Source organism: Methanosarcina siciliae T4/M (genome assembly GCF_000970085.1).
Lineage (GTDB): Archaea > Halobacteriota > Methanosarcinia > Methanosarcinales > Methanosarcinaceae > Methanosarcina > Methanosarcina siciliae.
Genome location: NZ_CP009506.1, coordinates 927,380 through 953,888, shown reverse-complemented (window position 1 = coordinate 953,888; position 26,509 = coordinate 927,380). Strand labels below are relative to the sequence as shown.

Sequence of the window (26,509 nt, the reverse complement as noted above, 5' to 3'; positions counted from 1 at the left end):
CTCAGTCCACCTTGAACCTGTATCGTTTTTTGATCGAATCCGCAATCAGGTTAATCAGGAAAGTTATGATGAAAAGCACGGTTCCTACCGCAAAAAGGGCATGGAAATGAGCGCTTCCCTGGGGCACTTCCCCCATTTCAAGCGCGATTGTGGCAGTCATTGTCCTCACAGGGTCCAGGATTCCTCCGGGAAAACCCGGAATTACTGCCGTATTTCCGGTAACCATCATGACTGTCATAGTCTCCCCTATGGCTCTCCCTATGCCGAGCATTACGGCAGCTGAAATTCCGGAAATAGCCGCAGGGACTATGACCCTGTACATGGTCTGCCATCGTGTAGCTCCCAGAGCAAGCGAACCCTGTTTGAGAGTGCTGGGGACCGAACTTATGGCATCTTCTGAAATAGTGATTATCGTGGGAAGCGCCATGATTCCAAGCATAATGGAACCCGTAAGCGCTGTTTGCCCGGTAGGCAGGTTAAAGATTTTCTGCACAAGCGGGACCAGAATTACAAGCCCGAAGAACCCGAATACTACAGAAGGAATCCCTGCCAGGATCTCGATAAAGGGTTTCAGGGCATCTGCAACCTTTGGAGGTGCAATCTCAGAAATATAAATCGCAGAAGCAATCCCCAGAGGTACTGCAAAAAGGATTGCTCCGGCAGTAACAATAAGAGAGCCTAAAAAGAGAGGCAATAACCCGAACTGCCTGTTCACGGATGTAGGGTACCAGAACTTTCCCGTAAGAAAGTCAAGAAGAGACGTGTCTTTAAAGAGAAGTAAACTGTCCCTGAACAAAAAAAGGCATATAAGGAAAAGGATGACGACCGTAAGGGCGCTTACTGAAAAAAGCACCGACTCGATCGTTTTTTCCTTATAATTCCTGTTAAACATATTTTTCCCTTGGAATAACTTTTACCGTATTACTGATTTACAGGGAAGTACCCGACTTCAGTCACAAGGTTCTGCCCGGTTTCACTCAGCACAAAGTCAACAAATTCCTTTGTCAGGCCTGAGGGTTCCCCGTCGGTATAGAAGTAGAGAGCTCTCGCAAGCGGGTATGCACCACTGAGGATGTTTTCGGAGCTTGGAGCTTCAAAGCCATTCCCGGCATCCAGGTTTAAGGCTTTTACGCTATCATCGAGGTATGCAACTCCGATGTAACCGATAGCATTGGCATTCTGAGACACCTCACTCACAATTCCGCCTGTAGCCGGCTGGGTAAGGGCATCAGGACGGTACTCATCCTCGAGTAAAACTTCTTCCTTAAAGTATTCATAAGTTCCAGAACTGCTGTCCCTGGAAAGAACTACAATGTCCTGGTCCTCTCCGCCAACATCTTTCCAGTTGCTGATGCTCCCGTTGTAGATTCCGCGAAGCTGGTCAAAAGTGAGTTCAGTAACAGGGTTCCCAGGGTTTACAATTACGGTGATACCATCATAAGCAATAGTAGTCTCCACAGGGGTGATGCCGTTTGCTTCGGCAGCTTCGATTTCTTCAGCCTTCATTTCCCTGGATGCGGTAGCAATATCCACCTCTCCGTCAATGAGAGCTGCAATCCCAACTCCAGATCCGCCCCCGGTAACGGTTACGCTTTTCTCAGGATACTCAATCATAAATTCTTCAGCTTCAGCCTGAGCAAGAGGGAGAACTGTGTCCGAGCCTTTCAAAAAAATGCTCTGTGCCTCAGCTGCAGGGGCTTCAGCTGCAGAAGTTCCCTCAGAAGAGGTTTCCTGAACTGGAGAAGACCCCTCACTATTTTCATTACCAGTACAACCGATTCCCAGAAACACAAGCCCGATAACCACTAAGGTCAGGACTGCGTAAGTTTTTAAATTATTTACCATATCAAAAGTGCTCCTTAAATTAAATAATAAACTAACAATCTATATCCGTCTAAAATGTTTCCAGTACAATCCACTATAAAAAGAGAGAAATATATAAAGATTCGCCATATATAGTCTATTGAAGTATATACATGCAATAAGCCCTATTGAAGCTGATATGCTATATAGTACATATATAAAATAAATAGTATCATTGAAAATAAGATTTCAAAGAGAATATTCTCCAAGGCTGAATGGTTGATGTCCTGACACGACAGCACCCAGTCGAGCTAAAGAATTAGTTAATTTTATCACCAGGACCTCTCTGACCCAAGAAGGGCAATCACCGGGGAAAAAGAATAATCTGTAAACCAGTGCCGCAATCAAGAGAAAAGATACATCGAATAAATGTCCCCCGGTTCAAGAGAATACATCCCTTTATCCACTTAAACCATTTTTAACCAGGAAAACAGCAGCCCTCTGGAACGAAACTAATTGTTAAAATCCTAAAGTCCGCTTGAGCGAAGCTAACTACTACAATCCATAAATTAGTCTGCTTGAGCAGAGCGAAACAGACAGCGCACTGCAGAGCCGCAACTCTGCAGAGTTAGAAATCAAACAGTGAGCGCTGCTCTGCACGCCCGTTCTCCGAACACCGGGATTTCTCTTCAGGGGCTTTTTCCAGGACTTTCCCTTTGATCCCTTTGTCAGTGGACACTTTTCCCTGAGTTTTCACTTCGGGTTTCTTTACTTCGAAATCAAAGAGACCTTTTTGCTTTGCATCAAAGTCAAGAGATGACATTTTGACCCCGAAGACTTCCAGGATACGTTCAACCGGCGGCAGGATCTGTTTCTTAACATAATAGTCTACATCTATAGAAACGTTATTTTCACGGACATAGTCAGGGTCCTCGGCCCGGTCTACAAAGAGGCCTCGGCCCGCAGTGATGACAAAGGGGATCCTTGTCCCTATTGAAGGCATGACTCCGGTCCGCTTTTTCAGGTTTTCCGCAACGGTAAGGTGAGGTTGCTTATTCTTGTAGCTGTCTGCTTTCCGGGTAAGGGTTCGGGTCAGGATAAGCTTCTCGATAATCCCGGCATCCTTTCCCGGGTCAAGGTTTTTTACATTGCTGACCACGTTGCGGACATGTTCTACTGCCTGGTCGACATCACCCTCTATAAGCACAAGTTCAAGAACTTTATTAAGGGTCGTCGAAGTAAGTTCGCACCAGTCCCGACGCACGGTTTCCATGCCTTTGACCTTGATCTTGCTTTCCCAGCCCGAGTTTTTAGGTTCAAAAAGCCAGAGCGCGTAACGTTTCTTTGCAATAAGGAGAGCGCGTTTTGCAACGGATTCGAACTCGAGTTCCATGGGATCGGGAAGGGAGTCAGAAACGATATTAGAAAGTCGGTTTCCTACAAGACTGACTTCTTCAAGAGAGAGGTCCCCTTTTGTTTTGCAGTGCACAAAAACACTGTCCGTATCCCCGTAAGCGACTGAAAGTTCAACGATCCTGTCCTGAGGAGAAAGGGCTCCTGCCTCTTCGAGAAGTAAAGCTTCCGAGTTCCGGAGGACGATTTTTCCGATCCTGCTGTTGATGAGGTCCCGGGTATTGAGGATGTTACTTCTCCCAAAACTTGTTACGGCGTTTGCAAGCGTCAGGCTGTAAAGCCTTGCCCGGGCATATCCCGAATAGCCGTAAAAACTGTTCAGCAGGATTTTTATGGCAAGCTGGGTGGCATCAAGTACACGATATTCGTTTTCATCCGAGGCCCGTTTCATCCTTTTCTTTGTTTCTCCCCTCTTATTAAGGAGGTCTTCAAGAATGGAAGGCACAATACCCCTGAATACCCCAGGAGGGACGAATTCTCCCCCGGAAGGCGGCTTGATGGTTTTCCCTTCAGGCCGATCCCCGGTCACAACAGTTGTGTAACAGAGGTTGTGCGCCATCATGATGGTCGGATAAAGGGACTTGTAGTCGAGGATCAGCACATTTTCCAGAAGGCCTTTCTTCGGTTCCAGGACTTCCCCGCCTTTCAGGTCCGAGCTCATATCATACCTTTCGGCCGAAAGTTCATCCCCGGGCTTTGGGAGAATGACCCTGTCCTTCAACCCGAACTCCCTGAGGAGCAGCGTCTCAACCATGGAAGTCTGGCCGCCGTCAACAATTTCCTGGAGCAGGCTCCCGCTTACCTGGGCAAGGGCTATGTATTTGTCAAGGAGCCTCAGCTCAAGGACAAGCTCAAGGGCAAGCTCGGAGTCCCTGCGGGCGTAATCAACAAATTTCCGGAATTTTTCCCCGGAGTCATTCCAGTGCTCTTCCATTTCCATGGGAGCAACATCAAGTTTTTCCCGGCTCAGCAGTTCTTTTGAAACAGCCCGCAGGGTATACTGCTTCAGGCTGAAAGCCCTCCTCACAAGAGGAAGGGCATCAACAACAACTCTCCCTTTCATTTCGGTTCGGGTAATGAGCCCGAACTTTCGATACCCTATCGGACTACCGTCCCTGCCAATAACCGGGTTGATAGTTTCCCCTTTTGCAGCAAGGGCCTTGACCCTATCCGTGATATATGGGATATCGAAGTCCTTGTGATTATAACCTGCAACAATATCAGGGTCGTAATCACAGATAATCTCGAAAAATTTGTTCAGCATCTCGGTTTCGTCCCTGCAGGGAAGGACATCCCCGTCCATCCCGTCAGCAGGTTTTGCCAGCAGGATAAGGGTCTTGTGCCCTTTATACTCAGGCTCGAAAGAAAAGCTGATCATGATTACAGGAGAAGCCTCCGGAGAAGGCATCCCCCCGTCAAGAGGCAGGCACTCGATATCGAAAGCCAGATACTTCAGCGGGGAAATTGCAAGACTTTCAACCCTCTTCAGCCCGGATGCAAGGAATGCCGAATCACATGCAAAATTTTCACAACGAGAGCGCCCTGCAGAACCTGTTCCTAAGTACCTGACAGGATCAACCGGCTTTCCCTCCGCAGAAACCCAGACCATGCCACCAAGGTCCCTGTCAATTAAAAAGCGGTTTCTGAAAAGGATATCACTTTCATAAACCTGCCAGTCTCCCTCAGCTCTCAAAACATCCCTGATTTTCAGAATCTCGTCCCTTATCTCAGGCACATCCTTCGGCAGGCCGGTGGTGATCCTGAGCATTTCTGTCTTTGTTTTCTGGTAGCCTACGGGCTCAAACTTTTCGACAATTTCGACCTTTTTAACCTGCTCAAAAGTGTCTTTTATAAGCCTTGCTGCGGCATGCAGGTCTCCAGAGGCCTTGAGGTAAAAATAAGGCTCAAAATCCGGGACAAAGCAGCATACACTTTTTCCGTCTGCCCCCCTGCCGAAGAGGCGGATGACAGGCCCGCTGTCATTAATGACTTCGTAATCTGCATCCAAGATCTGAAAATCCATAGGCAGGGTTTACGGCTCTAGATAGACATATAGCTTTTGTTGAGTGTAGAGATGCAAAAAAGAATGATGTATACGAGCTTATTAAACTATCATTTAAGCCAGGACAGAAAAACAAATTTTGGAACCTATCTATTAGAAAAAAAGTAATAAAAGGAGCACCTGGAAAAGCTCCCTAACCTGAGATGCTTAAAAATCGCTTTTTCTTGAAAGCAATAAAACCGTAAAAAGTCCCGGAATTAAAGATAAGACTCCGAATCCAGGAGATTTTACAGCATCATTCGTCTGTCCTGCGGATTCATTCTCTACAGTTTCCTGGGCCGTATCGTTGTGCTGAGAAGCAAGATCAACTTCAACTGTTTTTGGGCTATCAGCCGAATCCTGCACCAGAATCTCCTCATTCGTTTCGGAGTCTCCAAAGTTACCGTAGCCAGAGCTAACCGTAACCTCTTTGGCAGGATATATGGAAAATCCTCCATCCTCATGGGCTTTAGATGTCGTAAAGTACATGTCATCCGTAAAGTAAGTATCGTCATCCAGTTCAAGAGTTATGGGATCCTCATTAGCCAGTTTGATTGAATTTTCAGAAGCTTCGACACATTTCATTTCACCAAATTTGTCATCAATCTCAATAGTTATTACAGTGTCTTTGTCGAGAAGTAAGGTAGCCATAAGTTTTACAAAGGTATCCGATTCACTCTTGAAAGCTTTATCCACATAAGTGACAAAGTAAATAACATCTTTTTTATCTGCAAAGTCAGCTGTTTCCACAAAAATACGGTCATCAGCATCATTTGTACTGACATTAAGGACTTCAGAACCAAGTTCCACTTCGTCTTTGTAGAGAGAAAGCCAGACCTTGCCCCCATCTTCATCGAACTGGTTACAGATAAGGCTATAATTCTTGCCGAGATCCCAGGACTCTCCAACCTTAAGGACTTTTTCCTGTTCATAATACTGTTCAACGACAACAGGGGTGATCTTCCGAGCATCTCCGCCGATAGCCACATAAAGGTTACCCAGCCAGTAAACAACCGGATAATTGTCAACCTTCTGGACCTCAAAATAGTGATCTAATTTTACCCGGTATGTTTTTTCATAAGGGCTAGTAGAATAGACAAGTTCACCTTCGTCTATCACGTTACTGCCGGGAGAAGTATTATTTATTGCAGGATATTCGGAGCCCTCTATATTTTGATAGTAGAGATTCTCGGAGTATTTCAATGAAGTCTCAGGGTCTTTAATGTCGAAATAAAACGCACTCCACAGGGAATTATTCCAGAGAATAGAGGTACCGGAGCTGGTATTATAAGTGTTTCCCCGAAGCTCATAAGTTTCATCGGGAGTAGTGTATATTTTCGAAGCATAGAGATAATATCTCACTTTGGAAATTGCACCCGATCTTGGCATCAGGGCAGAAGTTTTAATGTACATATCATCTGTGAAGAACGTATCTCCATCGATCTTGAGTTCCATTCTATTTGCATTTGACAATTTGATCAAGTTTTCGGAAGCTTCGGTACATTCCATCCCTCCGAATTTATCGTCCAGCTTAATAATGTTGACATCGTCTTTATCAATTAGCCAGGTGTATTTAAGCCTTACAAAATTATCAGTGGCACTGCTGAAAACAGTATCCGCATAAGTTACAAAGTAAACAGCATCGTCCATATCAGCAAAACTGTCTTTTGCCACAAAAGTCCTCGAATCAGCTGATTCCGAATCAAGAATATCAGATTCGAGTTCAACTCCGTTTTTGTAAAGGGAAAGCCAGACCTTCCCTCCATCGGTATCAACCTGGTTACACATTAAACTGTAGTTTTTCCCAAGGTCCCAGGACTCCCCAACTTTAGTAATTTTTTCAGCACTTGAACCCTGCTCAATAACGATAGGTGTGATCTTCCGGGCATCTCCTCCAACAGCTACATATTTTTTACACATCCAGGGAATCCGGCAGTAACTGTCAACCTCTGTACTACCCCCTTTACTGCTTGCTTTATAGGCTTTAGAGTAGGGAGCCGTAGAATAGATGAGTTCACCTTCATCTATAATGCAATTCTTACCGCCTATCGGAGGATTGCTGCTGTCTCCTATGTTTTCATAATAGAGGAACTCGGTGTATGACGCTTCATTATTAATTTCCCAATAAAGAGGACCCCAGTTTGAACCGCCCCAGCAGAGATATTCACAATTATTACTGGAATTAATAATCGGGCCACGGGCTTCATAGGCAAACCAAGCTGCCGAACTTACATAAACAATCGATACAAGAGCCGCTGTAAGAATTATCGTAACTGAAAGAAGATGAAATTTTCTTTTCATAAATAGACCTCGATACAACACAGGAATTTAGATTGTGCATCTTTGAACTCAAAGAAGAATTCAACTGGAAAAAGTAACACATAATTGAGAGTGTAGTCATATAAATATGTCGATTTGTAACACTAAATAATACATAAAATACAGGAAATAAATAATACATATCTTATTATTAATAACCAAATAAGAAAAAATACGTTCTAAAAATTAAAAACAAATGTTAAAATTAAGAAAAAAATAAGACATCTGAGAATTCACCTGAATTAATGGCAGAAAAAAGATCCACAAGAGTAGAACTCTAGAATCTCCTGAATCCATTCCGTAATTACATTTCAGAAAGATGACAAAAATGAACAGGAAAAAGACTGAAATTGCCACTTTGACCTTTTTGATTCTATTTATTACTCAAAAGCGTCTCTGAAGTTTTTACTTGCTAGCATGTTGTTTTCATTCATATTTACGTCCTCTATTTCTTCTATTTTTTCTTCTTGGAAAAGACCGCTCTCCTGCGTCTAGCGGGAAAAGAACGACACGGTATAGCGAACAAGGTTGTATGGGAAGAAATCTTAATTTAGTTCGGCTGAGTGAAGCACCCGTCCCTAATTTATAAAGTAGTCTGCTTGAGCGGAGCGAAACAGACAGCGTACTGCAGAGCCGCAACTCTGCTGGCTAAACTCGGGCAGGGCAGAATTCAGGGTATTCGGAGTCAGAGTCAGACCTGCTTTTTTCAAAAATATCAAACACGTAAAGGTGCACGACCAAACTACAAAGAATGAAAAGAATTTATTAACATGATATTTGAAAATAATAATAATTTATCAGATATTATATCAAATAATTAGCATAAATTAATACAAAAATCGGCAGATTTATAAGTAAAATTGCGATAGTACATTTTAAGAAAAGGAAATATGGATTTTGAGATATAAAATAAAAAAAATAGAACTGATAAGCTGAAAGCGTATTTCGTATATCAAAGTCCGTAAACCATCAAAAATAACAGGAAACCATGTGGCAGAAAGCGAAAAAACTTTTTTAGTAACAATATTTGTGAGGGAATTTGAAATAAAAAATAAAAAAAGTGCGAAATGAGGAAAAGAGCACCGGTTTAAGAAAAAAGTCACCTAACTCGCAAAAATTCAGGGTACTTAGCTAATTTTCATGCCAAACTGGAAGGATTGGATTAAAAACACGGTATGATGCTTCGGAGACGAAAAGATGAAATTAAAAATTATCACGGTCTTACTTACAATTTCAATAATCTTCTCAGGATGTATTTCTCAAAGTGCGAAAAATACCGGTATTAAAGAAGAAACAACAGATCTGAAACAGGAAGTGACAGTTCCGGTGGGAGACCGGGAACTGTTTCTGGATCCTCTTCTCGGCACTTCAACCTCGTGGCATACTCGTCCATTAATTTTTGATACTTTACTGGTTTCGGATAGGGAAGGCATTCATCCGGCCCTTGCGTCTTCAGTGGAAAGGACCGAAGACGGTAAAACATGGATACTCCACCTGCTCGAGGGAGTGAAATTCCACGATGGAACTCCCTTTGACGCATATACCGCGAGTTACTCCCTTAATAAATCCTTTGGAGATTCTGCCAGCAGGTACAGTCTTACAGTGGAATCCATAGAAGTAATAGATAATTACACCCTGAATGTCACTCTGGGCAAACCCTTTGGGCCCTTCCTTGATGAAGTCGCTGCGGCCTGGATCGTCTGTCCCAATTGCTATGACAGTGATGGAGAGTTTAAGGAAGCAATCGGCACAGGTGCATTTATTCTTGAAAACTATTCCAGAGAGGAAATCACCCTTAGGGCAAATCCCGATTACTGGGGAGGAGCCCCAAAAATCCAGAAAGTGATCGTTAAAGCGATTCCGGATGCAAGCACCCAGGTTATAGCATTCGAAGCAGGAGAACTGGATGTTATCGGGGCAGACATCTCCGGAATAGGACTATCAGACGTTAAGAGGCTTGGGGAAGACCCGAGATTTGAAATATATACAAGGCCCGATGCCCAGATTGACATAATCGGGTTCAACGTGGAAAGTGAATATTTCAGTGACAAGAAAATAAGAGAAGCTGTAAACTATGGAATTGACAGGCAGGAACTGGTTGATTCCGTCCTTGAAGGATATGGCATTCCGGCCGTAGGCCCTATAGGTTATGATGATTCTATCCCCTGGACGAATACCGAAATCGAGGGATACGCCTATGACCCTGAAACAGCCGCCGAACTCCTAAAAGAAGCGGGATGGGAAGATCAGGACGGAGACGGGATTGTAGAAAAAGACGGAAAACCCTTCGAAATAAACCTTATTGATGCGAATACCAGGCCCTATTACAGAGCCATGACAGAGGTAATTCAGGCCCAGCTTTCAAAAATAGGAATAAAAGTTAACATAAGAGTACTTGAAAGCGGAGCTTACCAGACTGCATTAAAGGAAAAAGACTTTGACATGGCTACGATCCCCAACTACGGAAAGAGAGAAACTGACCCCTACCCCTACCTGTTCATGTTCTTCTGCTCGAAGGGTACGTACCCTATCATGAACAATGAAACCTTTGACGGACTCTATTTCAGATCCCTGAGCACCGTGGATCCCGAGCAGAGGGAAGCTCTCTACGACCAGATGCAGGAGGTAATCATGGACGAGTGTGTCTGTGCTTTCCTGATGCACCCTGTGAAAGTAGGCACTGCAAAGAAAGAATTCAAGAATTTTGAGTTAAGACACGGTTTTGACGGATTCATCCCCTTCAAAAAAGCGTACTTCAGCGAGGAGTGAAACATGAAAATCGGAGGGGTATTAGCAGTTTACGGCCCAAGCCGGGGCCTGATGCTTAAAACATACAGCAGTGCGATTGAAAACCTGAATAAAAAGGGATTTGAGGTCACTGCAAGGTTTGAAAACTTTCTCGATGAGGATGCTCCCCCCGGGGTGCCTCAGGCCCTAATGGAATGGTTTGAAAAGGAAGCCGATGCGATCCTGATCAGTTTCCCCCCTGATTACGAAGGGGTTTTTGCGGATATGGAAGAGTTAAAAAAGCGCACATCAAAACCTATCATTCCCCTCTCCCCAATGTGCGCTGCCCTTGGCACGGTCTCCCCCCGGCATTTGAAGGTCTTCTGGAATTACCAGAATTATGGTGGCCCGGAAAATATAGAGAATCTGCTTCTTTATGCCGGAAAGTTGGCCGGGAAAAACAATCACGAGGTAAATCCTCCTGTTGAGGTCCCCTCTTCGGGCATATACCACCCGGACGCAGGAGAGATTTTCACAGACCTTGAAAGTTACCTTGAATGGTATTCGGAAAACGGGAAAAGCATGTTCAAGACCGTAGGGCTTCTTTTCCCCAACCTTTACTATATGGAGGACTCCCTGGGAGTCTTTGACGCCCTTATCCGAAAACTGGAAGAAAAAAACTTTGGGGTGATTGCCGCCATCCAGGACAAATGGTCTCCCGGAGGAAGCTCGGACGAGATCATCAGGAAATACTTTATGAAGGGCGGAAAAGTCCTTGTTGATGCAGCGGTCATTTATGCCGCATTTTTTCTCAACCTCAAGGGCGGGAAGGGCAGAAGCATAGGCCAGGAAAAAACAAACATCCTCAAGGAACTAAATGTCCCATGCCTGAAAATGATTCATTCTTCCCAGACCCCCGAAGAATGGAAAGCAAACCCGGAAGGGCTTAGCATCCCCCAGATTATAATCAGTGTTGCACTACCCGAATTTGACGGGCTTGCAGAACCGATCATAATAGGCACCGCCGAAAAAAAGCTAGACTCTGTGACCGGAACAGAGGTTCAGGACCCCGTACCCATTAATGACCAGATAGATTTCCTTATTCGCAGGGTAGGGAAATGGATCGAACTCGGGAGAAAACCAAATTCCGAAAAAAAGGTCGCAATAATCTTACACAATTCCCCCTGCAAGAGCGGAGTGGAGGCGACAGTAGGAGCGGGGTTTGGGCTCGACACCCTGGAAAGCGTCTCAATTATTCTGAAAAGGCTCAAAGAGGAAGGATATTTTCTCAACTGGGTCCCTGAAAATGGAAAAGAGCTTATCGATACAATACTTGAGAAAAAAGCCATAAGCGAATTCCGGTGGACCCCCCTGAGCGAAATAATCAAGCATGGAGGAGCTGCTGGCTTTGTTCCCCTTGAGACATATAAAGAGTGGCTCTATGAACTCCCCGAGGATGCAAGAAATAAAGTCTTTGAAGGCTGGGGCAACCCCTTTGAACAGGGTATTGAAAAGCTCGAAAGGGTAGATAAGCTGAGTCTTGCCCTCCATGAGAACAGTATCACAATCCCGGGCCTTGATCTCGGAAATGTCTTTATCGGGCTGCAGCCCAAGAGGGGATGCGCAGGAGCCCGGTGTGACGGGACCGTTTGCAAGATCCTGCATGACCCGGACATCACTCCCCCGCACCAGTACCTTGCCTACTACAAATGGATAGAAAAGGAGTTTGGAGCCGACGTCATGGTTCACGTGGGCACGCACGGGAATATCGAACTCCTTCCAGGGAAAACGGTAGCCCAGTCGTCATCCTGCTTCTCCCAGATATGTGTGGGGAGCATGCCCCACCTGTACATATACGTTTCAAGCAACCCCATGGAAGGGTCCGTCGCCAAAAGGAGAGGGCTCGCGGTAATTGTGGACCACCTCCACCCCGTGATGGCTGCTGCAGAAACCTATGGGGTGCTGGAAGAACTGGAAGAACCCCTTGAGGAATATAAAAGGGCAATGCTAACAAAAGACCTCGGGAGGGCAAGAGTACTGCAGGAAATAATCGCGGAAAAAGCTGCAGCAGCCAATTTCCCCAGGTCGATCAGTGATTTCGAAACTTTTGAAGACTATATGGAATACCTGCACGACCAGATGGACATGGTCAGGGAAACCATGATACGGGACGGACTCCACATCCTGGGGCAGGCTCCGGAAGGAGAAGCCCTGGTTGACATGCTCGTTTCAATCCTGAGGTTTGACCAGGGGAATGCCCCGTCTATAAGGAGGGGAATCCTGGAAGCCATAGGGCTTGACTATGACAGCATACTGGACGACCACACTGCGTTCATCCGGGAATTCGGCATGACAGGGAGCAAACTTCTTGACACCTGCACGGAGATTGCCAGGGGAATTATGACAGGAGTCCTTGAAAGAGACTTAATTTCCGATGAAGAAATTTTTGAGATATCAAAGTGGGAAATGTCTGTCGCTACAGGGCAGAGCCTCGAGTTCCATTCCCCCGGTCTTGAAAAGATTGTCAAATCGGTCAGGCTGGCAGAAGACCTTCTCCCGGAAATCAACCGGACCCCGGATGAGGTCAACAATCTCCTGCGCGGGTTTAACGCCGAACATGTGGAAGCAGGCGCCTCTGGAGCCCTTGCTCGCGGTAAAATAGAAATTTTGCCAACGGGCAGGAATTTCTATGCCATTGACCCCTGGAAAATCCCGACCCCTGCCGCCTGGAAAGTGGGTGTGAAACTGGCAGAGAACTTCTTCCGCAAGTACCTGCATGAAAACGAGGGCTACCCGGAAAATGTGGGTTTTGTTTTCAGGTTCTTTGATACCTTCAGGGCAGACGGGGAACTGCTCTCTCAGATCCTTTATACCCTCGGGGTACGTGTGGAATGGGACGGGTCAAGGGTCAAAGGCTTAAAAGTAATTCCCCTAAACGAGCTTAAACGGCCCAGGATTGACTGTACCATACAGCTCTCAAGCATGCTCAGAGACGGGATGCCCAGGGCATTTGAGCTCGTGGATGAAGCCGTAAGTATGGTTGCTTTCCTGGACGAGCCCGAGGAAATGAACTTTGTCAAAAAGCATGCCCTTGAGAGGATGAAAGAGCTTGAAGCAGAGGGAACGGATACAAAACTCAGCCCTGAAAGGCTTGCTACCCTGAGGGTCTTCACCACGCAACCTGGAACCTATGACTACGGGGTAAATACGGCAGTTGCCGCTTCGGCCTGGGAAACCGATGAAGACCTGGCAAGCATATTCACAAAATTCTGCGGTTATGCGTATGGAAAGGGGGTCTACGGGCAGGCTGCCCGGAATGAGCTGGAATCAAACCTGAAACGGATCACGGTCACCTATGACAAATGGGATTCGGATGAATACGACATCCTGGAGTGCTGCCACATCTACGGCAGCCACGGCGGGTTTACCGTAGCTGCCAGGACACTCTCCAAAAACAATGTGGACTTATATTTTGCAGATACCCACGACCCTGAAAGACCCCGGATAAGAGATATGAAGGACGAACTTGAACGGGTTGCAAGAACAAGGCTTCTGAACCCTAAATGGATTGAAGGGAAGAAACGCCACGGGTACAAGGGAGCTACGGTTATCTCGGACAGGGTCTACCATATGTACGGCTGGCAGGCTACAACAAAGCTCGTTGGGGACTGGGTCTTTGACGAAATCGCCGAGACCTTTGTCCTCGACGACGAAATGAGAAAATGGTTTGAGGAAAACAACCTCTATGCCCTCGAAAGCCTGGCAAGGAGACTTCTCGAAGCTGAACACCGCAAGCTTTGGAATGCAAACCCCGAAACTCTCGAAAAGCTCAAAGAAAAATACCTGGAAATAGAGAGCCGGATGGAAGAAAAAATGAGCGATATCGAAGGGGAATTCCAGGGCGGGGTAACCAGTATCGTGAAAGTGAACGCAAATGAAAGGATATGAGCGTCGAGCGAGGTGAGAAAACGATAACCGCTCTTATCCCGGGTTTGGCAATCCGGATAGTAGCGCCCCTGATAGAATTTGAGGTAAAAGGATTTTCCGGACTGCTGTCATCCCTGGTATTTATGGTCCTGATTTCGGCCACCTTTGTCGGGATAGACCTGAGATTCGCTTCAAAAACGGATGACATGCACGGCTTCCGATTAATTACGGGGCTTATTGCATTTCCGGTTTTTCTGCTCTCAGGCGCTTTTCAGGATTTATTCGCTGAAGTGATAGGATGCTGAAATTCATTTTGAAAAGAATAGTTCTGATGTTCATCGTTATTCTTGGTGTGACAATGCTGACTTTTTTGATAATGCATCTTACACCCGGAGACCCGGCCGAGATGATTGCCCTCGCCCGGCAAGGGGCAGAGAGCCTGACCCCGGAAAATATCGAACGGATAAGGGTAGAAGAAGGCCTGGATGCCCCGGTCCATATTCAGTATATCAAGTGGCTGCAGCACTTACTCCAGGGGGACCTGGGCTGCAGCCTGATAAACGGGGAGCCGGTCTTATCAGAGATTTTGAACAGGTTCCCGGCGACGCTTAAGCTTGCACTTGCCAGCATGTTTGTAGCCCTGATAATAGCAATCCCGCTCGGAATTATCACTGCGAGCAAGCAGTATTCTCTATTTGACAATCTTAGCATGATGGGGGCAATGGTCGGCGTGTCCATGCCGAGTTTCTGGTTTGCTTTACTGCTTATCCACCTCTTTGCCTTACACCTTGGCTGGTTTCCGGTTTATGGGTCCGGGAGTTTTGAGCATATGATACTTCCTGCCCTGACGCTCGGGACCGGGATGGCAGCCGTCCTTACAAGGTTTACACGCTCGAATATGCTTGATGCGCTCAGGCAGGATTATATAAGGACCGCAAGAGCGAAAGGGTTGACAGAAAAACTCATTACCGTAAAACATGCCCTGAAAAATGCCCTTATTCCGGTCATAACAGTTATAGGCATCCAATTCGGCAGGGTCCTTGAAGGGTCGGTTATAGTTGAAACGATCTTTGCCTGGCCGGGGATAGGAAAACTCCTTGTGGATTCGATATATTCGCGCGATTTTGCAATGATCCAGGGTGGCGTGTTGTTTGTGGCAGTCATATTCGTTCTCGTCAATCTTTTTGTGGACATATCATATACCTGCCTGGACCCGAGGATACGGTACGAGGAGAGTAGATAAACAGAGTAAACAAGCCTGAAAGTGACAAAACCTGAAACCATGCACTCGATGGCCCATATTTAAAAAATCCGGAACTCAAAAAAATCAAAAAACACAGGAACGAGGCCAGTAATTTGAAATCAACTAAAAAGTTGGCCTTCCAGCGGCTAAAGAAGAATAAAATTGCAATGGTCGGCCTTGCAATGATCACCTTCCTCTTATTTCTCGCAGTCTTTGCACCCTGGATTGTTCCCCATGACCCGGTAGAGCCAAACTTTGGAAAGCGTTTCCTCTCTCCCTGCAAAGAATATCCCATGGGAACCGATGACCTCGGCAGGTGTGTGCTGAGCAGGATCATATACGGCGCCAGAGTCTCCCTGCAGGTGAGCATGACTGTGGTTGGAATAATAGCAGTTATCGGAGTGACGCTGGGTTTGATTTCCGGGTACTTCGGAGGGGCTCTGGACGAACTGATTATGAGATTTGTGGATATCGTCCTGGCATTTCCGGGGATTATACTGGCTATGGCAGTCGCAGGTACCCTCGGACCCGGCCTGTTCAATGTGATGCTTGCCCTGGCCCTGGTGTCCTGGACCGGTTTTGCCAGGGTTGTCCGCAGCTCGGTAATGGCTGTAAAAGAAAAGGAGTTCGTAGAGTCTGCAAAATCCCTCGGCTGCAGCGACCTGTATATAATGACCCGACACATCCTGCCAAATGTGATAACCCCTGTGCTTGTGCTGGCTACACTTGACATAGGGTTTATTATCCTGGCAGCGTCCAGCCTGAGTTTTCTGGGGCTGGGAGCGCAACCTCCGATCCCTGATTGGGGATCCATGCTGAACAACGGAAGGACTTTCATGCGAACTGCCCCCTTCCTGACGATCTTTCCCGGCATAGCTATTACTACAGCAGTCATGGCATTCAATTTCCTGGGCGACGGGCTGAGAGATGCCCTGGACCCCCGACCGCAGAAGGAGTTAAAGAAATGACATTATTGAGCATACGGGACCTGAGAACCTATTTTTATACCGAAGACGGCGTGGTCAGGGCAGTAAACGGTATTGACCTGAATCTTGAAGAAGGGGAAACCCTCGGAATAATAGGAGAGACCGGATGCGGAAAAACCATGCTGGGGTTATCGATACTGCGTTTGCTTTCTGAAAATACAAAAGTGGAGGGGCAGGTCCTTTACAGGGGAACCGACCTGATCCGGCTCAGCAAGGCTCAAATGCGAAAGATAAGGGGAAAAGAAATAAGCATGATCTTTCAGAATTCTCTTTCTTCCCTGAACCCTGTGCTCACTGTGGGAACGCAGCTTGCCGAACCCGTAAAAATGCACCGGCACATGAAAAATCAGGCTGCAAAACAAAGGGTCATCGAGCTGTTAAAAGCCGTAAAAATACCCTCACCTTCCGAGAGGGCAGCAGAGTATCCCCATGAGTTCAGCGGAGGAATGAGGCAAAGAGCAATGATTGCAATGGGATTGGCCTGCACCCCCTCCCTTATCATCGCCGATGAGCCCACCACAGGGCTCGACGTTACAATCCAGGCCCAGATCGTTGAATTGCTAAAGGAAGTGCTGGAGCAGTCGGGAGCCTCAATGCTCCTGATCACACACGACCTTGGAGTTGCTTCCGAGCTGTGCGATTCCATCGCCGTGATGTATGCAGGGGAGATCATAGAATATGCCGGGGTAATAGACCTGTTCAAAAACCCCGGACACCCCTACACCCGTGGATTTTTTGATTCCCTTCCGAACAGGGGGTTAAAACCCATGCCCGGTACATGCCCGAGTATGATAAACCTCCCGGCTGGCTGCAAGTTCCATCCGAGATGTCCCCATGCAAGCAGCCGGTGTGAAAAAGAAAAACCGGATATGCTGAAAGTAGGGGAAAAACACTATGTGAGGTGCTTTTTGCATGATTGAGGTTAACGGCTTAAAAAAGCACTTTTCATCAGGCCTGTTTTGCAAAAAGCACGTAAAAGCCGTTGACGGAATCGATTTCCTAATTGAAAAAGGGGAAACTTTCGGACTTGTAGGAGAAAGCGGGTGCGGGAAAACAACTGTAGGCAGGCTAATTGCGGGGCTTATCGAACCCAGTTCCGGAAAAGTGAAATTTGACAATATAGATTTGTTTGAACTGGATAAAAAAGAACTTAAAAAACTCAGGCCAAGGCTGCAGATTATATTTCAGAATCCCTACGCAGCCCTGAATCCTAGAATGATTATCGGGGAAGCCATATCGGAACCTCTTAAACTGTATAATACAGTAAGCCGAGAAAAAAGAGATGAAAAAACCATGGAACTGATAGAGATGGTGGGACTGAATCCCGAACACCTGAACCGGTATCCCCATGAACTGAGCGGAGGGCAGAACCAGCGAGCCGTGATCGCAAGGATCCTGGCGATCAACCCCGAATTTATCGTAGCTGACGAGCCGACTTCGTCCCTAGACGTGAATGTGCAGGCACAGATACTGAACCTGCTCAGAGATGTAAATAAGAAATTTGGCCTGACATGCTTATTCATCTCCCACGACCTGGAAGTGATAAAACATATTACCGACAGGGTAGCTGTCATGTACCTTGGAAAACTGGTAGAGATCGGAAAAACGGATGAAATATTCAGGGAGGCAAAACACCCCTATACAAAGGCCTTATTGTCTGCAATACCTGTTGCTGACCCCGAAGTGAAAAGGGAGAAAATTATCCTTCAAGGAGAGATCCCAAATCCCATAAACCCACCCTCAGGATGTAGATTCCACACCAGATGCCAGTACAAAAAAGAGATATGCAAAATTGAAGAACCTATGCTGATCGGAGAAGGGCACAAAGTAGCCTGCCATAGAGCTGATGAGATATCCGGGGTTTTAAAGAGCCAAACTTTTCCTGCAAAAATGCATAGTCATGGAAATTCCCAAAAACTCACATCGAAGAGCTACTGAATTCCGGCTTAAAATCAAACGGAGCTGAAACTCGAACGGCATCAACTATTGAATCTGCTTTTAAATCTTCCAGGGCCAGATATTTGGCTCCAAGAGCACTCGAAATTTCCTGAGCAAGCCCGAATTTTATCATGCTACTTTCCGTGTCGATTACGGCAGACTGTATGCCCTGATCCCGGAACAAAGAGGCTATTGTTTTTGTTTCCTGAAGAGGAGATTCTCCGTTCATACTGACGTTCGCCCTGCCGTCAGAGATCAGGACCATAAAGGGGCAGGTATCGGGATCGCGTCGAAGTTCGTTTTTTATGACCTCGTAGCCTTTCGCAAGACCCCGGGAAAGAGGGGTTTTTCCACCTGTAGGCATTTCCTGCAGATACTTTTGAGCCAGTTCTACACTGGAAGTGGGAGGCAGCAGCAGTTCGGCACTTTCTCCTTTAAAAGCGATAAGCCCCACTTTATCGCGTTTCTGGTAAGCGTCCATAAGCATTGAAAGGACTGCTCCTTTGGACGCAACCATGCGCTGCCGGGCTCCCATGGAACCGCTTGCATCAACCACAAAAAGCACAAGGTTTCCGATCTTTTTCTCCCGGATTTTTTCCCTGAAATCAGACTCATGAATTGCCACGGAATTGCCGTTTTTCTCCCGCGTAAGCTGGAAGGGGGCAGCAGCCCTCAGGGTAGCATCAAAAGCAAGATCCGTGGTCTTTTCATGAGGAATTGAACTTTTTATATACCGGCCTTTTCTGGATCGGGTCAGGGTCTTGCTGCGCCTGCCCGAACCGTTTCGCGCTTCCCTGCGAAATTCGGGAGATAATTGTTTTACCTGGTAGATTTCCCCTATTTCAAAAGTCGTTTCCGAAGAAGCATCCGGATGCTCTGTATTTTGGGCTTCAGACTCTTCAGGGGGACTCCCTTCGGCCTGTCTCTGCTGCTGGTCCGGACTTTCGTGCTGCTCCTTATTTTGATGCTCGTGTTTTTCTTTTTTCTTCTCTTTTTCTTCCTCGTTTTTCGGTTTTTCATCCCGGTTTTCAGGCTTTTCCTTCTTTTTTTCCTTCTGCTTTTCTTTGTGTTTCTCAATACTTTCGTCCAGTTTATCCTGGTTTTCGGGCTGATTATCAAAAGGCTTTCTGCGCATGCGGTGAGAAAGAGTAAGCTCTGCGGCCTCCCGGACATCATCCTCGGTCACTTCGGTTCTTCCGTAAAAAGCTGCAAGCGTAATTGAGGTCTTCATCATGGTGAGGTCTGCCCTGTGCCCGTCCACTCCCATATCAATACAGATCTGGCTTATCAGCTCAAGCATATCATCGGAAATCCGGACCTCGGAAAGTAATTTCTTTGCATTGAGGATCTGCCCGCAAAGCTCGGTTTCGGCAGCTTTCCATTTTGCTGCAAAAGCCTCAGGGTCTGCCTCATAACTTAGCCTGTATTTTACGAGTTCAACTCTCCGGGACAGGTCATTGATACCCTTTATATCCACACAGAGCCCGAAACGGTCCAGCAACTGGGGCCGCAGTTCCCCTTCTTCCGGATTCATGGTGCCTACAAGCACAAAATTTGCGGGATGAGTAAAAGAAATCCCCTCCCTTTCAATAGTGTTTACCCCCATTGCTGCAGAGTCCAGGAGCACATCTACAAGGTGATCGTCGAGGAGGTTTATCTCATCCACATACAGGATGCCCCTGTGAGCCATTGCCAGCACTCCGGGTTCAAACCGCTTTTCCCCGGTTTTGATGGCATATTCGATATCAAGGGTCCCTACAACCCGGTCTTCGGTAGCACTCACAGGCAGGTCCACAACTTTCATTTTTACCTGAGAAATTCTCAGGGCCCCTGAATTTAGTTTTCCAAGGCACTCCTCACAAAACTCGTTTGTATGGCCCGGGTCACATTTGAATTTGCAGCCCTCAACCACCTCGATTTCAGGCAGGAGGCTGGCAAGCGCCCGGACGGCTGTCGATTTGGCAGTGCCTTTTTCCCCCCTGATCAGGACTCCTCCCACTTTAGGGTTGATGAGATTTAAGACCAGGGCTTTTTTCATATTTTCCTGCCCGACTATAGCGGTAAAAGGGTAGTTTATAATGTTGTGGTTCTTCATGGTTTGACCTCAAGAAGTTTTCAGATTCCGATCAGGTATTCTTCGAGACTCATAACAGGTACGGACACGGAAGTGGTTGAAGGAAGAATGGACCCCACATTTTCGACTTTATTCATGTAAGGGTAAAAGGTCACGTAGAGGTTCCCGGAGCTCGTCTTTTCAAACCTTCCGATCCAGAGCTCTTCGAATACATTGATGTCTGACCCTGCCCAGACCTCATGCTTATTTTCAAGCCTGAGTTTCGGGTAAGCCTCAACAACAGTAAGCTCTCCGACCTCATCCCCGCAACTCATTTCCAGCGGGCTGTCAGAGAAATGCAGAAGATACTTCAGGCTTACAGCAGAGAGCTCTTCTCCCTCGATGACACTGTCAACATATGCCGAAAAGATAGGCACTTCAACCCCATTTAATTTCTCTTTGTAAAGGAGGGTATGAGTGCCCAGATCCGCCGACTTGCCTGGAGAGATTATGCTCGAATAAACCGGAAGGTTGTTCCTTGAAACAGTCAGGCAGGCATTATCCGAATCAAGGTCGGTAACCTTCAGGGTATACCCTTCTTTCAGGTCATATTCTTCATCCGGATAGAGGAGTTTTTCATCTTCGTCCAGAAGGATATTTACAATTCCCCTGTCACTTCCGAGATACGCATATTCTTCACCGTTCCAGCCAAGCACGGAATATCCTTCATTAAACCAGTCTTCCCCGTAATCCCCCATTTCCGGGTTTTTATATGTCATATTAAAAGGCAGGGACTCGTAAACCAGACCCCCTTCCGGAATCCAGTCGCTTCCGGCATCAAGGGAGAGGCTAAGGTTTTCCGTACTGAGATCGTACTCAGGGTCATAAAAAAGCATACCAAAAGAGTCAGCAGTCCAGCTACAGGAGTCAGGAGAGGAATCCGAGCGGTTTACAGCCATGGATGTACCCCTGACCTTGTACGATTTGATTGTATCTTCGGTCATATTGTAAGAACATACCCTGTAAACATTATCAGCAACCTGGAAATCTATCAGGTTGTCAAGGATGGTTGAGTAATCCCCTAACTGCAGCCTGATAGGCACGCTGTTTTTCAGCTCGATCTCTTTGCTCGTAATAGCAGTGACTTCGAACTTGCCGAATTCATCCCCGACTTCAAGCTTAAGAGGGGTATCCGAATACCGGTTTACGCTTTTAAGGCGCACAACGGGGTCCTTGCTATCAAGAACTTTATCCAGAGTCCCTTCAAGGATCACATATTCCGTACCGTCTATCCGGGTTTTGAAGCTAAATTTTGAGCCCTGTTCTACGGATTCCGTTGTAACCGGGACAGAGTTTTTCTGAAACTCGAGCAGAGCATAATCCCCATTTATCCCCTGAAGCACCAGTTTATACCCGTTCCCGAGATCAAAATCGTTCCCCTTCTGAAGATCCCGGCTTCCATAGCTCACCATGCTTTCACTGAGCAACCCATCCTCAAGGACCTTGTATTTCTTTCCGAAAAACGCAGTTGAACCGTAGCTGATTCCGGAAGTATAGATTGCATCCCCGGTTTCAATAAACCCGTCCTCCGAAAAAGTAAGTTCCAAGGACTCGTAGTATGTCCCGGAACTTGTCGAATAATAAAATCCGGGACAATTTTCCGCATTGAGAACGTGATGGTCTCCTGCCGCAATACTTATGATCTGTCCGCGCTGTTCAATAGCACCTTCTGCAGGCACAATAATACATGAAATTACGAATATGAAAAAAAGAAGGCTTGATACTTGTAAAGTACAGGATTTAGTACCAACAATAGTCATAAGAATTGAGACAATTATAAAACTAAATAACCCTTTCGTTTTTTCTATTATTCAAAGGAGATTGAGGCTCAAAATAGCCTCAGAAAAGAGCATTAAAACGAGATAAATTACTGCCATTCCAGATTATTCAATCCCTGTAATAAAGTTTATACTGAAGATATCAATGCTGAAAAAATAGACTCAACTGATTTAATAATTGGATTTCCGAAAGATTACAATGAAAATTAAGAGACTGATTTTTGAAACATAAATGTAAAAATTCGTTCGAATAAGTAGCCATAACTTATAAAAAAGTACAACTATATTTGTAAAATATAAAATTATTTCGAAATGTTTATTAACACCCAGACTATGATTATTTTTTATGCTTCCTGGAAGAAAAGTAGTGTTGGGATTCATGTTCCTGCTTTTTGCAGCTCTGACAATACTGTATTTTCAAACAACGGATTCCGAGAAGATAGGCTACGAGGGAAATTTCGAAGACGACTGCAACCTTGAAGGCGATTTTCTCAGCTGCACAGGCAACGAACTTTACCTGGATACTCAAAACCCCTCCCTGACCGGGGGAGGTGTATGGAATAAAAACGTAAGCCTGTCTCCGGGAAAAATTTCATGGAACTGGAACGGTGAAGACCTGGACAACTTCAGCCTCTGGTTAAAGGTCACATTCAGCGACCATAAGTCAATCTATTATGTTGCTGCAGGGAGCACGAACCCGCAATCTGAAGGGGAGTATTACAGGGATCAGGAAAATAGGCGGCGCTTTTCTCCTTCCGTTGTGATAGCAGGGATCCCTCTGAGCTCTATTGAAAGAGACCTTGTTGAGGATTACACCAGGTACTGCGGCCCTGCTGAAAATATTAAGGTAGTAAGCATCCGTGCAGGGCTCGGAGACAACAGTACCCTGTGCAAGAACGTCTTGAAAATATCCGACCTGAAGATATACGCCCAATCATAAAAGAGATCAAAAGAGCCTGAAAACCGGAGGACCTGGAAATGAAAAAGAACATTATTTTATTGGCACTCATCTTTTTAATTATTTATTCGGTTTGTTCGGGATGTATATCTTCCGATGTAATATCTTCTGCTAATACGTCTTCAGATGAAGCTGATGGAAACAGGGAAGAGAATGCAGCCCTGGGGAAAAGTGCAGGCAGCGAACCTGACCATGCAAATATAACTCCTTATGAAAAATCCTCCCCCTACCTCTACTGGGAGTATGAACTCGGAGCCGGAACCCCCGAGGACATCCTGGTCGGAAGATCAAGCGCCCAGGACTGCATAAGCTTTGCTCCGGACGGAAAATCCGTGGCTATAGGGACAGGCTCGAACCTTACGATCATTGACATTTCAGAAAAAAACGTGCTCTGGACAAAGACCATATCCGGAAACATTTCGGACCTCGAATTCTCGGAAGACGGGAATTACCTGCTCGCAGGAGAGAGGAGTGCTGAAGGCCGCATATATTTCCTTGATGCAGGCACAGGAGAGGAGATACGGACATACGGGACCGCAGACGACCTGGGGACCGATTCCAATCCGAAATACCAGCCCAGCATATATAAGATAACAACTGCCGAGGATGCCGTGTATGTTGCAGCCGGCAGATACTGGAAAGATTCCAAATACGGGCTTGCTTCAAGGGTTTACGGGTTCAGCCCCGATGGCACCTTCTCCTGGAAACTTCCGGCAGCAGAAAATTATGCCCGGAGCGTAAACTGGATTGATGCAAGCCGGGACGGAAAAAATGTCGTATATTCAACCGGGGACTGGACAAATTCTCTTGAATCGGATGCCATTGTCTACTCCGTCGATGCAAGCGGAAAACTCCGCTGGGAATACGAAATTCCCTCTCTTAGGCCTTATTTTGTTTCTGCGGCCATCTGGCACGGGCTTGATGTTTCGGAAGACGGATCCCTGGTAACAGCCTATACAGGGGACGGGAGGACATACCTCTTTTATGACTCGGAGATGAAAGAGCCCGGAGACGGCGAATCCGAATGGTACTCCGAAGAATATCGGTCCAACGTGACAGTTCCGGAGGAACTTGAAGGGAGTGCCATCTATACTTATGGCGAAAATGCAAAAATCGCTACCGAAAATGAAGTACTCTACCTTACGGGAGCCACCCTCCCCGCATATTATCCCGATAATATCCCGATGGCACACCCCCTTGAAAATTCCCTCATATCCTGTGATGCGGAAAAAGGAGAAACGTCCTGGACTTACCCCCTCGGGGGGCGCTGTGCAGGGATCTTCTTTTCTCCGGATATGAGGTACTTTGTCCTGCCAGTCGGAAAGGATACGTCCGCAGGCGACACCCGGGTGCATGGAGTCTATGTCTTTGACAGCCAGAAATCCGGGAATGGAAATTCGAAACTGCTCTGGACCTTCAGAACGGAAGGAGTTATTGAGGACGCTGCGATTTCTTCAGACTGCACCGTAGCCGCAGTGGAAGTCCCCCTACAACTTGAAAGTGGGGATGTAACCGGAAAACACAGGTTAATAATTGTCAGGTGAGAGAATGAAATGGAAACTTTTGATAGCCCTGCTTATTATTGTTTTAATGACTGCGGGATGTGCTGAAAAAAGCCCGGAATCCGGCAGCAACACATCGGCTCAGGCTTCAGGGATCGAGGATACACAGGAAATCGGCGGCTCCGAAGTCGGAGTAACCATAGACTCGATAGTCTTCTCAAGGACCGGAGCCCTGCTGACGTTAAAAGACGAAACCGAGATCTCGGAGATCAGGATTTATTCAGGTGACAGCCAGATAGCTTCTCCTGACATTGAAAAAACCGAAGCTCAGGCCTTTATATCTTTTGACTGGGACCCTGAAACCCTGTACAGGTTTGAGGTGATAACAAGTTCCGGAGCTTCCAGTACCCTTGAGGTATACGCTCCGGAAAAACCGGCCTTAAAAGAGGAGTACACCATAGAGCTTGAGGACGTAACACCAGGTCCCATCGAAAAGACCTCTACGAATATAGATGGTGTAACAAAATTCTCTCCTGACAGCAGTTATCTTGCCATCGGGACCCACGGAGGTTCTCTGAAACTTATAGAAATTGCAACCGGGGAAGAGATCTGGGAAAAGCAGCTTGTTGAGGGGATAGCGGATGCAAGAATAGCTGACATCGAGTTTTCCGAAGACGGCAAGCATATTTTTGTGGGAGAAGACAGCCCTGATGCTTATCTCTACTGTTTTGACCTCAACGGCACCGAGATCTGGAAATTCGGAGCAGGAGAGGAACTGGGCTCAGACCTCAAGTACATGCCTGCCATGAAAAAGATAAAACTTGATTCCGAAGGGAATATTTACGTCGCTGCCAGCAGGGCCTGTGGTTACATAGGTAGCAAATACAAGTACCTGGGAAGGGTCTACTCCTTTGACTCCGAAGGCAACCTGCGCTGGAAATTCCCGGAATCCGAACTCATGGACTCGGGAGTTACCTGGATTGATGCAACGCCTGACGGGAAATACGCAGTGTTTGGTACCACCTGTTTTACAAAGGCGGACAAATGGAAAGACGGCACCGTGCATGTCCTTAACGGGAACAACGGAGAGGAGGACTGGAGCTACAAGATCCCGCCAGTAGAGCCCTTCTTTGACTATTCCGCTATCTGGTACAGCACCCAGATCACCCCGGACGGGGAACGGCTGATAACAATGACAAGCGACGGAAGGGCCTTTTTATTCAATAATTCCCGGATCATCGAGACCGGGACCCCGGAGATTGCATGGCAGCAGAACATCTCAACCCCGATAGTCGTGAGCGAGGTCCCCATCTACGGCAGTGCGAATTATGCCTACATTGTCAACGACACCCTGATCTTTTCAATAGGGAGCACTTTCTCCAAAGATAAGAATAACGATGCTCCTTTTGAACACCCCAGCGGAAACAGTCTCTTTGCCTATGATTATGACGGCAACTTGCTGTGGAAATGGAGGCTGGATGGCTATGCCGGGGAATGTGCACGGAATGATCGCTATCTCGTGATCCCTATTGCCCAGAACCTGGTAACCGAGGACAGGAGCGTTCATGGAGTCTATGTCTTTGACGTCTCAAAAAGCGGAGGGGCAAGCTCCAGGCTCAGCCAGATCTACAACACCGAAGGAATAACGGTTGCTGCTGACGTCTCTTCAGACGGCAGGTATATCGCAGCCCTGGAAGCTCCTACAAGGCTTGAGGACGGCACGGTGCTTGGAGAATATAAAGTACATATCCTGACCTGAGG

16 protein-coding genes are annotated in these 26,509 nt (G+C 46.6%); 10 read left to right on the top strand and 6 right to left on the bottom strand.

Features of this window, described 5'->3' with window-relative positions; all coding sequences use genetic code 11:
* Position 1: 1 nt before the first annotated feature.
* From pstC to MSSIT_RS04160, 4 genes are all read right to left on the bottom strand, one after another.
* Positions 2-892: a phosphate ABC transporter permease subunit PstC gene (pstC, locus tag MSSIT_RS04175; protein WP_048170277.1), complete on the bottom strand. Its 891-nt coding sequence runs from the start codon at positions 890-892 to the stop codon at positions 2-4.
* A gap of 29 nt (positions 893-921) precedes the next feature.
* Complete coding sequence (locus MSSIT_RS04170) at positions 922-1,845, bottom strand: phosphate ABC transporter substrate-binding protein (protein ID WP_048170275.1); 924 nt, start codon at positions 1,843-1,845, stop codon at positions 922-924.
* Positions 1,846-2,431: 586 nt separating this feature from the next.
* Positions 2,432-5,239, bottom strand: coding sequence for a DNA-directed DNA polymerase (locus tag MSSIT_RS04165; RefSeq protein WP_048170273.1), 2,808 nt, complete (start codon positions 5,237-5,239; stop codon positions 2,432-2,434).
* Positions 5,240-5,425: 186 nt separating this feature from the next.
* Positions 5,426-7,558 (bottom strand): S-layer protein domain-containing protein, encoded by a 2,133-nt coding sequence (locus tag MSSIT_RS04160; RefSeq protein WP_052721506.1) that lies wholly within the window; start codon positions 7,556-7,558, stop codon positions 5,426-5,428.
* Positions 7,559-8,773: 1,215 nt separating this feature from the next.
* Between MSSIT_RS04160 and MSSIT_RS04155 the strand changes: the two genes are divergently transcribed.
* The 7 genes from MSSIT_RS04155 (at position 8,774) to MSSIT_RS04125 (ending at position 18,397) form a co-directional block, all read left to right on the top strand.
* Entirely contained in the window at positions 8,774-10,345 is a 1,572-nt protein-coding gene (locus MSSIT_RS04155; RefSeq protein WP_048170271.1) for an ABC transporter substrate-binding protein, read from the top strand.
* Positions 10,346-10,348: 3 nt separating this feature from the next.
* Positions 10,349-14,251 (top strand): cobaltochelatase subunit CobN, encoded by a 3,903-nt coding sequence (gene cobN / locus MSSIT_RS04150; protein ID WP_048170269.1) that lies wholly within the window; start codon positions 10,349-10,351, stop codon positions 14,249-14,251.
* Positions 14,248-14,535 carry a hypothetical protein gene (locus MSSIT_RS04145; RefSeq protein ID WP_048170267.1) on the top strand — a complete coding sequence of 96 codons (288 nt, stop codon included), beginning with the start codon at positions 14,248-14,250 and terminating at the stop codon, positions 14,533-14,535. Before cobN ends, MSSIT_RS04145 begins: the two co-directional genes overlap by 4 nt.
* 26 nt (positions 14,536-14,561) lie before the next feature.
* The gene (gene nikB, locus MSSIT_RS04140) at positions 14,562-15,473 is read left to right on the top strand and encodes a nickel ABC transporter permease (RefSeq protein WP_331456179.1); all 912 of its coding nucleotides are present in this window, start codon (positions 14,562-14,564) and stop codon (positions 15,471-15,473) included.
* A 113-nt stretch (positions 15,474-15,586) separates the two neighbouring features.
* Positions 15,587-16,441 carry a nickel transporter permease gene (nikC, locus tag MSSIT_RS04135; protein WP_231590409.1) on the top strand — a complete coding sequence of 285 codons (855 nt, stop codon included), beginning with the start codon at positions 15,587-15,589 and terminating at the stop codon, positions 16,439-16,441.
* Positions 16,438-17,379: an ABC transporter ATP-binding protein gene (locus MSSIT_RS04130; protein ID WP_048170261.1), complete on the top strand. Its 942-nt coding sequence runs from the start codon at positions 16,438-16,440 to the stop codon at positions 17,377-17,379. Before nikC ends, MSSIT_RS04130 begins: the two co-directional genes overlap by 4 nt.
* Positions 17,372-18,397, top strand: coding sequence for an ABC transporter ATP-binding protein (locus MSSIT_RS04125; protein WP_048170258.1), 1,026 nt, complete (start codon positions 17,372-17,374; stop codon positions 18,395-18,397). The genes MSSIT_RS04130 and MSSIT_RS04125 overlap by 8 nt, the downstream gene beginning before the upstream one ends.
* Here MSSIT_RS04125 and MSSIT_RS04120 read toward each other — a convergent pair.
* Together MSSIT_RS04120 and MSSIT_RS04115 are read right to left on the bottom strand one after the other, a co-directional pair.
* Positions 18,378-20,492, bottom strand: coding sequence for a putative cobaltochelatase (locus tag MSSIT_RS04120; RefSeq protein ID WP_048170257.1), 2,115 nt, complete (start codon positions 20,490-20,492; stop codon positions 18,378-18,380). The genes MSSIT_RS04125 and MSSIT_RS04120 overlap by 20 nt on opposite strands.
* A 20-nt stretch (positions 20,493-20,512) precedes the next feature.
* Positions 20,513-22,270, bottom strand: coding sequence for an S-layer protein domain-containing protein (locus MSSIT_RS04115; RefSeq protein ID WP_048170255.1), 1,758 nt, complete (start codon positions 22,268-22,270; stop codon positions 20,513-20,515).
* 364 nt (positions 22,271-22,634) lie between these two features.
* On the opposite strand from MSSIT_RS04115, the gene MSSIT_RS04110 reads away from it, so the two are divergent.
* Genes MSSIT_RS04110 through MSSIT_RS04100 form a run of 3 tightly spaced genes read left to right on the top strand, consistent with a single transcriptional unit; the run spans position 22,635 to position 26,507 of the window.
* The gene (locus MSSIT_RS04110) at positions 22,635-23,228 is read left to right on the top strand and encodes a hypothetical protein (RefSeq protein ID WP_048170253.1); all 594 of its coding nucleotides are present in this window, start codon (positions 22,635-22,637) and stop codon (positions 23,226-23,228) included.
* A 38-nt stretch (positions 23,229-23,266) separates the two neighbouring features.
* Positions 23,267-24,790, top strand: a complete 1,524-nt coding sequence (locus MSSIT_RS04105) for a WD40 repeat domain-containing protein (RefSeq protein WP_048170251.1) — start codon at positions 23,267-23,269, stop codon at positions 24,788-24,790.
* Positions 24,791-24,794: 4 nt separating this feature from the next.
* A complete protein-coding gene (locus MSSIT_RS04100) occupies positions 24,795-26,507 on the top strand; it encodes a WD40 repeat domain-containing protein (protein ID WP_048170249.1) in 1,713 nt (570 codons plus the stop codon).
* The last annotated feature ends 2 nt before the right edge of the window (positions 26,508-26,509 follow it).

Bases quoted from the DNA above. Each gene is read 5' to 3' on its own strand.
- pstC (WP_048170277.1), bottom strand. From the start codon at position 892: ATGTTTAACAGGAATTATAAGGAAAAAACGATCGAGTCGGTGCTTTTT.
- MSSIT_RS04170 (WP_048170275.1), bottom strand. From the start codon at position 1,845: ATGGTAAATAATTTAAAAACTTACGCAGTCCTGACCTTAGTGGTTATC.
- MSSIT_RS04165 (WP_048170273.1), bottom strand. From the start codon at position 5,239: ATGGATTTTCAGATCTTGGATGCAGATTACGAAGTCATTAATGACAGC.
- MSSIT_RS04160 (WP_052721506.1), bottom strand. From the start codon at position 7,558: ATGAAAAGAAAATTTCATCTTCTTTCAGTTACGATAATTCTTACAGCG.
- MSSIT_RS04155 (WP_048170271.1), top strand. From the start codon at position 8,774: ATGAAATTAAAAATTATCACGGTCTTACTTACAATTTCAATAATCTTC.
- cobN (WP_048170269.1), top strand. From the start codon at position 10,349: ATGAAAATCGGAGGGGTATTAGCAGTTTACGGCCCAAGCCGGGGCCTG.
- MSSIT_RS04145 (WP_048170267.1), top strand. From the start codon at position 14,248: ATGAGCGTCGAGCGAGGTGAGAAAACGATAACCGCTCTTATCCCGGGT.
- nikB (WP_331456179.1), top strand. From the start codon at position 14,562: ATGTTCATCGTTATTCTTGGTGTGACAATGCTGACTTTTTTGATAATG.
- MSSIT_RS04130 (WP_048170261.1), top strand. From the start codon at position 16,438: ATGACATTATTGAGCATACGGGACCTGAGAACCTATTTTTATACCGAA.
- MSSIT_RS04125 (WP_048170258.1), top strand. From the start codon at position 17,372: ATGATTGAGGTTAACGGCTTAAAAAAGCACTTTTCATCAGGCCTGTTT.
- MSSIT_RS04120 (WP_048170257.1), bottom strand. From the start codon at position 20,492: ATGAAGAACCACAACATTATAAACTACCCTTTTACCGCTATAGTCGGG.
- MSSIT_RS04115 (WP_048170255.1), bottom strand. From the start codon at position 22,270: ATGACTATTGTTGGTACTAAATCCTGTACTTTACAAGTATCAAGCCTT.
- MSSIT_RS04110 (WP_048170253.1), top strand. From the start codon at position 22,635: ATGCTTCCTGGAAGAAAAGTAGTGTTGGGATTCATGTTCCTGCTTTTT.
- MSSIT_RS04105 (WP_048170251.1), top strand. From the start codon at position 23,267: ATGAAAAAGAACATTATTTTATTGGCACTCATCTTTTTAATTATTTAT.
- MSSIT_RS04100 (WP_048170249.1), top strand. From the start codon at position 24,795: ATGAAATGGAAACTTTTGATAGCCCTGCTTATTATTGTTTTAATGACT.